The sequence below is a fragment of the Salinimicrobium sp. TH3 genome, from assembly GCF_026676115.1.
Taxonomy (GTDB): Bacteria; Bacteroidota; Bacteroidia; order Flavobacteriales; family Flavobacteriaceae; genus Salinimicrobium.
Window position 1 is genome coordinate 355568 of the sequence record NZ_JAPONB010000003.1, and the last position, 13878, is coordinate 369445.

Annotated in this window: 16 protein-coding genes; 15 read left to right on the forward strand and 1 reads right to left on the reverse strand. The window is 34.8% G+C overall.

Annotation, left to right across the window (positions count from 1 at the left end; translation table 11 throughout):
- Positions 1-15 precede the first annotated feature (15 nt).
- The 15 genes from OU683_RS07290 to OU683_RS07360 all read left to right on the forward strand — a co-directional run bounded on the left by OU683_RS07290 (position 16) and on the right by OU683_RS07360 (position 13305).
- Positions 16-1413 carry a capsular polysaccharide export protein, LipB/KpsS family gene (locus tag OU683_RS07290; protein ID WP_268136745.1) on the forward strand — a complete coding sequence of 466 codons (1398 nt, stop codon included), beginning with the start codon at positions 16-18 and terminating at the stop codon, positions 1411-1413.
- On the forward strand, positions 1400-2419 hold the full coding sequence (gene pseB, locus OU683_RS07295) for a UDP-N-acetylglucosamine 4,6-dehydratase (inverting) (RefSeq protein ID WP_268136747.1): 1020 nt from the start codon (positions 1400-1402) through the stop codon (positions 2417-2419). The genes OU683_RS07290 and pseB overlap by 14 nt, the downstream gene beginning before the upstream one ends.
- A 3-nt stretch (positions 2420-2422) precedes the next feature.
- Positions 2423-3613: a UDP-4-amino-4,6-dideoxy-N-acetyl-beta-L-altrosamine transaminase gene (gene pseC, locus OU683_RS07300; protein ID WP_268136749.1), complete on the forward strand. Its 1191-nt coding sequence runs from the start codon at positions 2423-2425 to the stop codon at positions 3611-3613.
- Positions 3603-4298 carry a pseudaminic acid cytidylyltransferase gene (gene pseF / locus OU683_RS07305; RefSeq protein WP_268136751.1) on the forward strand — a complete coding sequence of 232 codons (696 nt, stop codon included), beginning with the start codon at positions 3603-3605 and terminating at the stop codon, positions 4296-4298. The genes pseC and pseF overlap by 11 nt, the downstream gene beginning before the upstream one ends.
- 41 nt (positions 4299-4339) lie before the next feature.
- Positions 4340-5344 (forward strand): UDP-2,4-diacetamido-2,4,6-trideoxy-beta-L-altropyranose hydrolase, encoded by a 1005-nt coding sequence (gene pseG / locus OU683_RS07310; protein ID WP_268136753.1) that lies wholly within the window; start codon positions 4340-4342, stop codon positions 5342-5344.
- Positions 5337-5885, forward strand: a complete 549-nt coding sequence (gene pseH, locus OU683_RS07315; protein WP_268136755.1) for a UDP-4-amino-4,6-dideoxy-N-acetyl-beta-L-altrosamine N-acetyltransferase — start codon at positions 5337-5339, stop codon at positions 5883-5885. The genes pseG and pseH overlap by 8 nt, the downstream gene beginning before the upstream one ends.
- Before the next feature lie 36 nt (positions 5886-5921).
- A complete protein-coding gene (locus tag OU683_RS07320; protein ID WP_268136757.1) occupies positions 5922-6323 on the forward strand; it encodes a MaoC family dehydratase in 402 nt (133 codons plus the stop codon).
- 19 nt (positions 6324-6342) lie between these two features.
- Entirely contained in the window at positions 6343-6792 is a 450-nt protein-coding gene (locus OU683_RS07325) for a GNAT family N-acetyltransferase (protein ID WP_268136759.1), read from the forward strand.
- Positions 6793-7473 carry a formyl transferase gene (locus OU683_RS07330; protein ID WP_268136761.1) on the forward strand — a complete coding sequence of 227 codons (681 nt, stop codon included), beginning with the start codon at positions 6793-6795 and terminating at the stop codon, positions 7471-7473.
- A complete protein-coding gene (locus tag OU683_RS07335) occupies positions 7451-8164 on the forward strand; it encodes a PIG-L deacetylase family protein (protein WP_268136763.1) in 714 nt (237 codons plus the stop codon). Before OU683_RS07330 ends, OU683_RS07335 begins: the two co-directional genes overlap by 23 nt.
- Before the next feature lie 82 nt (positions 8165-8246).
- On the forward strand, positions 8247-9290 hold the full coding sequence (pseI, locus tag OU683_RS07340) for a pseudaminic acid synthase (protein ID WP_268136765.1): 1044 nt from the start codon (positions 8247-8249) through the stop codon (positions 9288-9290).
- Positions 9291-9370: 80 nt separating this feature from the next.
- The gene (locus OU683_RS07345; RefSeq protein WP_268136767.1) at positions 9371-10540 is read left to right on the forward strand and encodes a glycosyltransferase; all 1170 of its coding nucleotides are present in this window, start codon (positions 9371-9373) and stop codon (positions 10538-10540) included.
- Between the two features lie 74 nt (positions 10541-10614).
- Positions 10615-11406 carry a polysaccharide deacetylase family protein gene (locus OU683_RS07350; RefSeq protein WP_268136769.1) on the forward strand — a complete coding sequence of 264 codons (792 nt, stop codon included), beginning with the start codon at positions 10615-10617 and terminating at the stop codon, positions 11404-11406.
- 92 nt (positions 11407-11498) lie between these two features.
- On the forward strand, positions 11499-12380 hold the full coding sequence (locus tag OU683_RS07355; RefSeq protein WP_268136771.1) for a GNAT family N-acetyltransferase: 882 nt from the start codon (positions 11499-11501) through the stop codon (positions 12378-12380).
- A gap of 13 nt (positions 12381-12393) precedes the next feature.
- A complete protein-coding gene (locus OU683_RS07360; RefSeq protein WP_268136773.1) occupies positions 12394-13305 on the forward strand; it encodes a GNAT family N-acetyltransferase in 912 nt (303 codons plus the stop codon).
- Between the two features lie 7 nt (positions 13306-13312).
- Here the strand turns inward: OU683_RS07360 and OU683_RS07365 are convergent, their stop codons facing one another.
- A complete protein-coding gene (locus tag OU683_RS07365; protein WP_268136775.1) occupies positions 13313-13744 on the reverse strand; it encodes an acyltransferase in 432 nt (143 codons plus the stop codon).
- Positions 13745-13878 lie beyond the last annotated feature (134 nt).

Sequence of the window (13878 nt, forward strand, 5' to 3'; positions counted from 1 at the left end):
GTAACTATAGACTCCATGAATAAGCCCCTTAATTTGTATATCCTTAATACACCTCACGATCAATGGGAAAATTATCTTATAAAAGATTTTAAAGAAAAAGGAATAATTGAGAATGCTGTGGTCCAGAAGACGGTTACTGCCAGCAAGAAAAAGTTTGTAAATCTTGGCTCTAAAGGCTTGAATGGTGAATATAAATTTGTGCCGGTAGATATTTATGATAGGGTGTATGATCATCTACCTAAGTTTATAGACATGTATTCGAGGGTTAACCTGCATAATTCGGTTAACTACAATGAACTTAACTACCATCAGTATCTCGATCACTTCAACTTAATGATAAATTACTATTATGGTTTATTCACTGAAAATAATATCGATTTGCTCGTCCAAAACAATTCCCCTCATGCCGGCTATGATTACATTCCTCATTTACTGGCAAAAGAAATGGGTATAAAGACTTTATATTTAGAACAAACAACTTTTCCTAACAGATTTTTCCACTATTGGGAATTTGAGGATTTTGGAACCTTTAGTACTACTAAAAGGCTTTTTGGCCCCTATCCTCCAATAGTTATTGAAAATAAATTTGAGAAGGATTTGCCTTATATGAAGGTGAATCGTAGAGATGGCTTTAAATTGTCTAATATTAAAGGTCCAGCTTCATTACATAATGAGTTGACTAAATATGTTCCCGAATATCAATTGACAAAGGATTTACTTAAATCAAATTACAGGAGTCAGGCTTATTACCGTTATAAGCTACGAAAGCAATATGAAAAAAACAGAAAGAAACTCGCAGCTGAACTTAATTTAAATGTTCCCTTTGTTTATTTTGCATTACACCTACAACCAGAAAAAACGACCTCTTCCCTTGGAGGTAAGTATTCGGATCAGGCTTTAGCTTTGGAACATTTGTCCTCTATTTTACCCGAAAATTGGAAGATCTATGTAAAGGAAAATCCTAAGCAGACTTATTTTATGAGAAATCCTGAATTTTTTAGAAGGTTAGAAAGAATTCCTAATCTTGAATTTGTTTCCCCTTCATACAATACCTATGACTTAATTAAGAATTCTAAAGTTTGTGCAACCATAACTGGAACCGTTGGTTGGGAGGCTATTACAGGTGGAAAATCTGTCGTCATTTTTGGACGGGCATGGTATAAAACGCTGTCTGGCGTTTACACCTTCTCTCCTGATCTAGATTTAGAAGAAATAAGCTCTAAACCAGTCAATTTTTCTGAGCTTCAATTATCATTTAATGATCTTACTGCCAAATTAGCACCAGGGTATACGTTGAATGAAGTCTATCCTACCTATTATAAGGAATATGACGTCGACGAAAACGATGTTATTGTTGCCAATAGTCTAGAAAAAATTATACGATCTAAATTTGAAAATAATGTTACAGAATAAGAGTTTATTAATTACAGGCGGAACCGGATCATTGGGAAAAGCCCTTACAAATCATATTTTAAAGAAGTATCCAAATATCAAGAAGCTTATAATATTTTCCAGGGATGAGCAAAAGCAGTTTCAAATGGCCCAGGAATTTCCTTCGGACCAATACCCTCAAATTCGTTTCTTTATTGGAGATGTGAGAGATAAAGAGCGTCTGGTTCGCGCCTTTAAGGATGTAGATTATGTAATACATGCTGCTGCAATGAAACATGTGCATTTAGCAGAATATAACCCCGATGAATGTATTAAAACTAATGTAGGGGGAGCACAAAATGTTGTTCATGCCTGTCTGGAAACCGGAGTGGAACGTGTAGTTGCCCTTTCGACAGATAAAGCCTGTGCTCCTATCAATTTATATGGGGCTACAAAGCTTACATCCGATAAACTCTTTATAGCAGCTAACAATATTAAGGGTTGGAATCCCATTAAATTTTCAGTGGTGCGATATGGAAACGTTATGGGATCAAATGGATCTGTGATTCCTTTCTTTATGGACAAAAGGGAAGAGGGGGTTTTGCCAATTACAGATCCTGAAATGACAAGGTTTAATATTTCCTTACAAGGAGGTGTGGATATGGTTATGCATGCTTTAGAAAATGCATGGGGAGGTGAACTTTTTGTTCCAAAAATCCCTTCATATAAGATTATGGATGTTGCGGAAGCTATTGGTCCGGATTGTGAAAAGAAAATTGTAGGGATTAGACCTGGCGAAAAGCTTCATGAAGAAATGATCACTCCTTCTGATTCTTTTTACACCTACGATCTTGGAAAATACTATACTATTTTACCATCAAACCCGCGATGGAATCTGGAAGAGTTTAAAGAAAAATTTAATGCTAAAAAGGTTCCCCAGGGTTTCAGATATAATTCTGAAGAGAACGCAGAATGGGAAACTGTAGATTCTTTACGTTCTTTAATCAAAGAACATATAGATGAAACTTTTGAAGTGGCTCAACAATAAATAATGATGAAAAATAAACCTATTCCCTACGGAAGGCAGCATATTACTGAGGAAGATATTCAGGTTGTCATTGAAACTCTTAAATCTGATTATTTAACTCAAGGTCCTAGGATTGAGGAGTTTGAAGAAGCTTTTGCTGAGTACACCGGCAGTAAATATGCAGTGGCTGTAGCAAATGGTACTGCAGCTCTCCATCTTTGTGCTCTTGCTTTAGGAGTGAAAGAAGGGGATAAGGTCATTACAACTCCAATAACTTTTGCTGCCTCGGCAAACTGCGTAAGATATTGTGGAGGAGAAGTGGTTTTTGCTGATATTGATCCGGAGACATATCTTTTGGATATCAATTCAGTTAGAAAATTACTTTCTGAAGCTCCCAAAGGAACTTACTCCGGAATTATTCCGGTAGATTTTGCAGGACGTGCAATTAATTTGGAGGAATATAAAGAATTAGCAAAAGAATATGAGCTTTGGATTATAGAAGATGCTTGTCACGCTCCGGGTGGATTTTTTACTGACTCTCAAAATGAAAAACAACTCTGCGGTAACGGAAAGTTTGCCGATTTAGCGATATTTTCTTTCCATCCTGTCAAGCATATAGCCAGTGGAGAAGGAGGAATGATAACTACTAATGATGAAGTCTTGTATAATAAACTACTTCAACTTCGTACCCACGGGATTGTCAAGAATGATGATTTATATGAGAATTCCATAGAGTTTGCTGGTGGAGAGGATAATTATCCGGGCTGGTATATGGAAATGCAGGATTTGGGTTACAACTATAGAATAACAGATTTTCAGGCGGCTTTGGGAAGCAGTCAGCTAAAAAGAGCTGATAAAGGACTAATTCGAAGAAGAGAAATTGCTCAAAAATATTTTAACGAATTTCAGAATGGAAAATTTATAAAAGGGCAGTCGGGGGTAGTTGAAGGCCACGCTTACCATCTATATATTATTGAAGTTGAAAACCGGCTGGGACTTTATAATTATTTAAGAGAAAACAAAATTTTTGCGCAGGTTCATTACATCCCCTGCCATCTTATGCCTTATTATAGAAGTTTTGGATGGAAAGAAGGAAATTTTCCAAAGGCTGAGAATTATTACAGGCACTGCATTAGTCTGCCAATGTTCCCAACACTCACGACAGAAGAGCAGGAATTTATTATTTCAAAAGTAAAATCTTTTTATGGTGAGTAAAAATCTCTGTATCATACCGGCACGTGGTGGAAGTAAGCGTATTCCTAGGAAGAACATTAAGAGCTTTATGGGAAAACCCATTATAGCATATTCCATAGAAGCCGCGTTAAAAACTAATCTTTTTAAAGAGGTGATGGTTTCTACAGATGACACAGAGATCGCTGAAATAGCACGGAAACATGGAGCAGTGGTGCCATTTTTGAGAAGTAGTGAAAATGCTGATGACTTTGCAACCACGGCAGACGTTCTTTTGGAAGTTCTTAGGGAATACCGAGCCTTGGGGGAAAAGTTTGAAAATGTGTGCTGCATCTATCCTACAGCTCCTTTTGTTACTGAGGTCAAACTAATAGACGCACATGAAAAATTATTGGCAGAAAATCTTAATGCTGTATTTCCTGTAGTTCCCTTTGGTTATCCTATCCAAAGGGCATTGAAAATACAGCAAGAAAAACTGCAGTTCTTTTTCCCGGAATTTGAAGAATCCCGGTCTCAGGATCTTGAAAAAGCATATCATGATGCAGGGCAGTTTTATTTTGTCAGAACCAGGAGTCTTTTGGAAAGTGGAACTATATTATCAGATAATACCGGTAGCATAATAATAACCGAAATGGAGACCCAAGACATAGATAATCCAATAGATTGGGACTTGGCAGAAGTGAAATTTAAGATGTCTTTTGAGAAATAAATATTCCTTAAGAAGGACTTTGTAATTTTATAAAAGCGACAATGGCGGACATTAGAAGAAAAGTTTATATAAGAGCAGATGGAAGCCCAGAGATCGGTTTAGGACACTTAGTAAGATGTATAGCTCTTGCTCATATGCTGCAAGAAGCTTTTCTCATAACTTTTATTTCAAAAGAAATTCCTGATAGCTTAATAGCTGAACTAAATAAAAACAATTTCCAATTAAAAATTATTTCTTCTGAAGAAGACTTTTTTAAGCTTCTTTCTGGAGACGAAATTGTACTTTTAGATCATTATGGTTTGGACTCTGAATATCAAAAAGAAATAAAGAAGAAAGGAAGTAAACTTGTTTGTATTGATGACATACATGACAAAGAATTCTTCGCAGATCTTGTAATCAACCATTCTCCTGGAATTTCTCCAGAGAATTATCAAGCTCAAAAATATACCAAGTTTGCTTTAGGTCCCGAATACGCACTATTGCGACCTTGTTTCTTGGAAGCTGCCAAATTAAAAAAGGATTTTTTGGAAGTTAATAAGGTCATGATTTGTTTTGGAGGATCTGATTTTCAAAACTTAACAGCATCAGTTTTGACAGTCGTGAAGAATATTAAGGAAATTAAGGAAGTTACGGTAATATTGGGGGCAGCATATCCTCATAAAGAATCTATTGATGCCATCGCACATGGCGAGTCAAGAATAAGAGTCTTGTCTTCCTTAAATGAAGAAAGCATGCTTTCAGAAATAAGAAGTGCAGATATATCCATAATACCTTCTAGTGGTATTTTATATGAAGTGATAGCAGCCGGTTCATTCCCCATAATATGTTATTATGCCGAAAATCAGAAGAAATTCTTTAACTATTTTAAAGAAAGAGAATTGGTGCCGTCTTTCAACGCTTTAGAGTTTTACCCTGATAAATTAAGGGTTATTATTACCAGTATATTAAACCAGAAAGAAATAATAGGTGAGATTCCTTTACGCAAGGAGATTGCAGAGTCATCATCGAATCACCTTACGAACTTTAAACAGCTTATACATGGATGAAATAAACTTTACAGAAGTCAAAGAAGCCGATTTGGAAATGATCAGACAGTGGAGAAATTCTCCTGAAGTGGGTCAGTACATGTATACTGATAATGAAATATCGGCGGTTCAACAAAAAAAATGGTTTGATAAAATTAGTCTTGAAGAAAACAGTAGATACTGGGTTATTGAATTTCAGAAAAAAAAGTTAGGGCTGGTATACTTGGTCCATATCGATTTTAAACATAGTAAATGTTTTTGGGGATTTTATCTTGGAGATACTTCTATACGAGGCAAAGGAATTGGTGCAAAAGTGGAATATAAAGTACTAGAATATGTTTTTGAAGAATTAAAACTAAATAAATTGTGTGGAGAAGTTCTTTCCTTTAATGAAAAGGTAATAAAGATGCACGAGAAGTTTGGCTTTAAGCAGGAAGGATATTTAAGGCAACATGTTAATAAAAATGGATCCTTTATGGATGTGGTGAGCATCGGACTTTTAAAGAGCGAATGGAAGGTTATTAAAGATGATCTTTATAAAAAAGTTTATAGGTTTTCTTAATCATGAAGAAGAAGTTTAACTATTAAAAATACAGGTATGGATTTAAAAATTGGTGATAAAGCTTCCTTAACCAAAGAATTTTCAGAGCAAGATGTAAAAGATTTTTCCGTCCTTTCTGGAGATCAGAACCCAATTCACTTCGACGAGGAGTATGCTAAAAAAAGTCGTTTTGGACGCAGAATAGTACAGGGGCCTATGGTGGTTTCCTTAATTGGAGGAATTTTAGGATCTCAACTTCCGGGACCCGGGACAATTTATTTAAGCCAAGAAACTTTTTTTAAAAAACCGGTTTTTTTAGATCAAAAACTTACAGCTTGGGTTGAGGTAGTTAATGTAAGAAAGGATAAACCTGTAGTGACGTTGAAATCCTGGGTGGAAAATGATGAAGGAGAAGTTGTTGTGGACGGTACTTCAGTAATTTTGTTTTTAGATACATAAGCTATAATTTGAAAATCTGATGAAAAAAGCTGAATTGGAACTTAAATTACGGGGTGTTGTCGAGGAGGATAGTTTCTTGTTGTTTAAGTGGGCTAATAGTTCAGATGTCAGAAAAAATGCAATAGATCCTCAAAGGATTGAGTGGAAAAAACATCAAGTCTGGTTTAGAGAAAAAAATAGTAGTCCTTATTCCAAGATTTATATTTTAGAAAATAAAAACCTCCCTATCGGTCAGGTAAGATATGACAGGAAAGAGCAAGGCTTTTGGTATATCGATTTTTTTATTGAACAAAAATTTAGAGGATTGGGTCTAGGAAAAAAAATAATCGGACTCAGTAGAAGTACCATTTCCGGTCCGGTAAAAGCTCTGGTGAAAAAGGAAAATTTGGCTTCTCATATAGTTTTTCAGAAACTGGGATTTGTAAAAACAAGAAGTGAAAAAGGAATTGTTGAGTATTTACATAAATAGATGAGAAAATTTGTTGTTCTATCCGAAAAATCATGGCATAAAAGTCTCCATTCTTCCCTTCAAAAGAAATTTAAAGAAGTAGATTGGATACTTATAGATAAAAAGGCAGAGTTTTCTTTTGAAGAATTAGCGAAATTACAACCGGAAAAAGTCTTTATACCACATTGGTCACATATTATTCCGCCCAGAATTTTTTCCAATTTTGAATGCATTGTTTTTCATATGACAGATTTGCCATTCGGACGTGGAGGAAGTCCTCTTCAAAACTTAATTGCCAGTGGACATACAAAAACAAAGATTTCGGCTATAAGAGTGGAGAAGGGATTAGATACCGGTCCGGTATACTTAAAAGAAGATTTACAATTACTGGGTACAGCTCAGGAAATTTTTATTAGAAGTTCCAATGTTGTTGAAGAAATGATTTTTGAAATCGTTGAAAAGGATTTAAAACCTATATCACAAGAGGGAGAAGTAGTTGAATTTAAGCGTCGAAAACCGGAACAAGGGAATATATCCAATTTAGAAGAAGCTAATAAAATATTTGATTATATAAGAATGCTGGACTGTGAAGGTTATCCCCCAGCTTTCATTGAAACCAGTAATTTCCGTTTCGAATTTACAAGAGCTTCATTAAAATCTGAAAAAGAAATAATAGCAGATGTTAGAATCATTAAGAAATAAAAGAATTTTAGTTGTCGTAGCCCATCCCGATGATGAATTACTGGGGTTGGGTGCTACCATGCATAAGCTGATCCATGAATATTCCTGTGTAATAAGAGCCGTTATTTTGGGGGAGGGTATTACATCCCGATCTGAAAAACGCGATCCTGAAAAATGGCAAAATGAGTTAAAAATTCACAGAATGAATATAGAAAGTGCCCGTAAAGCAATAGGATATGATTCGGTTGGGGTCTATGATTTTCCAGATAATCGATTTGATACGGTTGCTTTGCTGGATATAATTAAAACTGTTGAAAAGGAAAAGCAGCAGTTTCATCCTGAAGTAATATTTACTCATCATCGGGGTGATGTGAACATTGATCATCAACGGACTTTTGAGGCTGTTATTACGGCATGTCGACCTCTGGAGGAAGAAAAAGTAAAAATTATAATTTCCTTTGAAACTCCATCCGGCACGGAGTGGATAGCACCATCAGATCATGCAAAGCAATTTATCCCCAATTTATTTTTTGAAGTATCTGAAGAGGCAGTAAATGCGAAAATAAAAGGAATGGAAAGTTACGAATTTGAGAAAAGAGCCTATCCGCATCCTAGATCACCTGAAGCTTTAAGGATTCAGGCACAGAGGTGGGGGGTGGTAGTAGGAAAAAGCTTTGCGGAAGCATTCTCGATAGTTAGGGTAGTAGAATGACCTAATCTTTTTGAATTTAATTTTCACCTATCTTACAACTATGTTAGTTATGGTTACTTAGGTGAAGAAAAAAATGAGATATATGAAAATTAATAATGTAGAAATTGGAAAGAATAATCCTGTTTTTATTATAGCGGAACTATCTGCAAATCATAATGGTAGTTTAGAAGTAGCTTTGGAAACAATTAAAGCAGCAAAAAGAACGGGAGCAGATGCCGTTAAAATCCAAACCTACACTCCAGACACCATGACCCTCGATGTGAAAAAACCAGATTTTATGTTGAGTCAGGGGACAATATGGGATGGTCAATATCTTCACGATCTATACAAAGAAGCTTATACACCATGGGAATGGCACGAACAGCTGTTTAAAACGGCAGAAGAAGAAGGATTGATTTGTTTCTCATCTCCTTTCGATGCAACGGCCGTAGATCTTCTTGAAAGTTTAAATGCTCCTGCATATAAGATTGCTTCTTTCGAAATTACCGACATACCTCTCATAGAACTGGTAGCTTCTAAGGGCAAACCGGTTATTATCTCCACAGGTATTGCAAAAAGAGAAGATATAGAACTGGCATTAAACGCCTGTCACAGGATGGGGAATAATAATGTGGCGCTGTTAAAATGTACATCTTCCTACCCGGCACCTATTGATGAAGCAAATATGGTAATGGTGAAGGATCTGGCAGAAAGATTTAATGTGATATCCGGCCTTTCAGATCATACAATGGGAAACACGGTTCCGGTAGTCGCAACCTGCTTTGGAGCAAAAATTATAGAAAAACATTTTATTTTGAATAAAGAAATTGGAGGACCTGATGCTTCCTTTTCCATGGACGAAAAAGAATTTACTTCTATGGTAAATGCTGTTCGGGAGGCAGAAAAAGCAATTGGAATAGTAGATTATTCACTTACTGAAAAACAAAGAAAAGGAAGAGATTTTTCACGTTCACTTTATGTGGTTAAAGATATTAATAAAGGAGAGTTGATTTCAGAAGAAAATGTAAGATCGATAAGGCCAGGTTTTGGTATGCATCCTAAGCATTATTCTGTCGTTCTAGGGAAAAAGGTTCGAAGCAGCCTAATAAAAGGAACCCGACTTTCATTTGAAGATTTAGAAGAGTAAAGATTCTATTAAAATTCAACTTCTAATAATGCCAACATTTCAATCATTAACTTTATATATCTTTCAGAATCTATTAAAGAATGAGCAATAAACTTAAAAAAGTACTTTTCATAATTGACACCTTGCAAGGTTCCGGTGCGGAAAGAAGTTTGGTAGAAATTGCCAGGAATTTTGAGGAGTACATTCCTATTTTTGTTCACGTATACAAGGGAGACATGCTAAAGAATGATTTAGAAAAATCAGGCATAAAAGTATATTCGCTGAATATTAATAAAAAGTATGGTTTTAAGGAAGCGACTCAGGCGCTTACTACTATTTATAAAGAGGAAAAACCATCTTTAATTCATTCTACTTTATTCAAGTCGGATATAATTGCAAGGCGAATGAAGAAAAAATTTCCGGAAATACCTTTAATGGGTAGTTTTGTAAATAATACCTATACGCCTCAAAGATATCAAAATCAAAATCTTATTAATAAAGCTAAACTTTGGCTGGCTTATCAAATGGATAAGCAATCGGCAAGAAAGGTTGATTTTTATATTTCTAATTCTGAAACAATAAAAAAGGCGGAAGGTGGAGCTTTAGGCGTACCGGAGTCAAAAATAGAAGTGATTTACAGAGGAAGGGATCTTTCAAAGTACGAGGGATTTATTGATGAAGAACAAAAAAACAGTAAGAAAGCTTCTCTTGGTCTCAAAACTGATAACATTCTTCTAAATGTTAGCAGGTTGATCGAGAGAAAAGCGCAGCTGGATATAATTAATGCATTGCCGGCGGTTTTGGAAAAATATCCGGATGCTATTTTACTTATTGCTGGTCACGGGGAATACCACAAGATTTTAGAAAATAGAGCGAAGGCTTTGAACATTGCTAATCATGTAAAACTTTTAGGTCGAAGATTAGATGTCGCTGAACTTCTCGAATTATCCAGAGTTTTTGTTTATCCTTCCTATGCAGAAGGGCTGCCCGGTGCTTTAATAGAGGCAATGATGGCTCAAAAACTAATAATAGCCTCTAATATTGGCGAAAATCTGGAATGTGTTGATGAAAGTAGTGCTTTAATTTTTCAGAAAGGCGAGGTAGGGGAATTGTCAAATAAAATTGTTTATGCTTTAGGAAACTTTTCAAGCTTGAGGCACTATGGCGAAAATGCGAGAAAGCTGGCGCAGGCAAAGTTTCAAATTCAAACTATTGCTCAGAAATATGAGGAGTTGTACGAGGAGGTAATCAATAGAGGAAGTAGTAAATGAGAAACTTGGTCTATAACACCTTAAAATTATTTCACCCAATTTTTAATAGCCTCTTTAAAAATCGGCTTAGGGTATTGGCATATCATGATATTGTGGATGAAGCTAATTTTGAAACTCAAATAATTTGGTTGAAATCTCAATATAATATTATTGACATTTCAACCTTAAAAGATCATTTGTTCTACAACAAAAAGTTACCTGTACATCCTTTGTTAATAACCTTGGATGACGGGGATATCACAGTATTTAAAAAGGGATTTCCAGTTTTAAAGAAGTATAAAATAGGTGCATGTCTTTTCATCATTACAGATCTTATAAACTCAAGCAAGGATTTTTGGTGGAACACGATCAGAAAAAATGAAAAAAAGAAAGGACTGTCGGAAAAAGATATTTTAAAACTTATAAATGAAAGTAAAGCATTATCAAATAAAGACAGGATACAACTTCTGGAAAAATATCCTGCCACTTCCCAACAGCAGTTAACAATTGATGAAGTAAAAGAACTGGAAAAAGACAGAGTGTTCATTGGAAACCATTCTCATACTCATCCTATGTTTGATAAACTTGAAAAAAAGGATCTGATAAATGAACTGGAACAGGCGAAAAATTTTTTCGAAAAAAATGATGTAGGTGACTACAGAGTATTTGCTTATCCTAATGGCAATTTGAGTGAATATACAGAAGCTTTGCTCCAGGAAAAAGGTATTGAAATGGCATTTTTATTTGATCATAAAGTTAATGAGAAAAAGATAAACCCCTTTAGAATTTCTCGCATAGCTGTAGATTCAGATACTCCCCTGACTGAGTTTAAAACAAAAGTTTCTGGTTTACATCCTTTAATTTTAAAAGTAAAAAAACAGTTTTAACAGTAGTTTTTGTTATCTGTGTTTGATTAATTAAAAAACTAGAAATTAACTGTTATTCCGGTGAAGAGGCTTTGGATGAAAATATTTGTAAGATGATAGAAATCAGGGAAATTAATTACAATCAGGATCTGGATCAGATAGTAAATCTAATCCGGAACAATTTAGCTTCCAACTATACAATCCGCTTCTTTAAGAGAAAACATCTAGACAATCCTTTCGGCCCTTCTTATGGATTAGTGGCTTTAAATGAAGAAAAGGTTATAGGGGTAAGAATGGCTATGAAGTGGGAATTTTTAAATTTAGAAAATGAAGAAATTTTAAAGAGCCTGAGAATGGTCGATACTGCAGTAGACCATAAATTTAGAAAAAGGGGGATTTTTAACTCTCTGAATTCAAAATTTCTTGAATCTATCGGAAAAAATTACCGGTGTATTTTCAATACTCCTAATAAAAGTAGTATCCCCGGAAATTTGAAGATGGGTTGGCAGGCATTGGATGATATCGGGTACTGCAAAATTGGTATTGCCAATTTTATGTCCCGGAGCCTAAAGTTAAGTTTTATTCCATTAAATGAAATAAGATATAAGAATCACAAAAGTAATTCAGGATTTACAACTAATTTTTCAGATTCTTTTTTTTCTTGGCGTTATTCCCTGAGCGACTATCAGGTAGCTTCTTTTAATGAAGAAAAATCTTTAATAATTATTTTTAAAACTATTCGATTAAAAGGCTTCAAGGTACTTGTAGTAGAGGAAATTTTTGGAGATCCCATATATTTTTCAAAAATGATAAATTCTTTAGCGAAAAGATTGAAAATTTTTTTGATTTTCTTTTTAGATAGTGAGCACTGGAAGAAAATTAAATTTATTGGATCTGTTAAGAGATATAAGCCTACTGTTTTGTTTAGAGGAGAAAATTGCCCGTTGTCGAGACATACCAGATTTTCTTTAGGGGACCTGGCAGGAATAATTTAGTTACATTCAATATATGGATCAGGTAATAATTAAAAGAAAAAAGATAGACAAGATAGAATTTCGGGAAATAAATTATGAACAGGATTTGGATGATGTTATTGGATTAATTCAAACCAATTTAAGATCTGATTATTCGGCCGATCTGTTTAATTGGAAGCATCTACAAAATCCTTTTGGAAGATCCTACGGGTTATTGGCTTTAGATGGAAAAAAGATTATAGGAGTCAGAATGTTCATGTTTTGGGAATTCAGGTTTCCTCAAAATAAAGAAATAATAAGAGCTATTAGACCTGTAGATACTGTGACCGATTTGGAATATCGCGGAAAGGGCCTCTTTAAAAAATTAACCCTGCAAGGACTTCATAATTGCCGGAAAAAATATGATATTGTTTTTAACACTCCTAATAAAAATAGTCTTCCCGGCTATTTAAAGATGGGATGGGAAAAGATTCTTGACGTAGATTCCTTTAAGGTGGGCCTACTCAATCCCTTCAGAAAAATATCGCCCGGGGTTATAATAAAAATAGATGATCTTGTTTTAAAAGAGTCTGCAGAGTTTAGTAATGATTCAGTAACCACCTGTAGAACTTCCGATTTTTACAAATGGAGATATCAGGATTCTGAAGGATACCAAATAGTGTTTTTTGAAAAAGAAGACACCTATGTAGTTTTCGGCAAGAGAAAGTGGTTTACGATAATCTATGAAATTATAGGAGCAACGTTCCTAAATATAAGCATGTTAAACACTATAGGAATTAAAACAAAGAGGCCTTTTGTTTATTACTATAATAGCCACTCTTTTGAGCAAGTAAATTTCTTAGCTACTATTAAAAAAGATAGACCTGTTATTGTACTCAAAAATTGTGATTTAAAATATAATGAGCAAATCAGTTTTTCTTTGGCTGATTTAGAAGCTAAATTTTAGTTTTTGACTAAATGAAATTTGAAGTTTGTGACAAGACCTGTGCATCTTCAATCTTCTCCTGACGGGGAAAGTTTATGACATGCGACGATTTTTGATTCTGAGAAACTTTTTCCTGGATCTCTTTGACTACTTTGGCAGGATTACCTGTAACTATAGTCCACGCGGGCACATCTTTTACTACTAATGAACCAGCACCTACAATGGCACCTTCTCCTACAGTTACGCCAGGCATAATTATGCTGCCCATTCCTATAACACAACCTTTTTTTAAAATGACAGGTGCCTTTGTGTATCCAAGATCGTTATACCTTGTGTTCTTATAGTAAGATTTTAGATCTCTTTTATGGCAAAGGATTAGGCTGCGACTGGCAACCCAGACATCATCCTCAATTGTTATTAAGGAGGCATTATGGACATCATAGTAAATATCATAGCCCATTGAAACATTTTTACCGACAGTACAACCAGTTTTTTTCCAGATTTCGGGTCGTATTCTGGGACTTATTCTATTCAGAATTACCCAGTTTTTAGAAATTTTAAAAAGATAAAAGAAAGTAATGATTCGCACTTTTT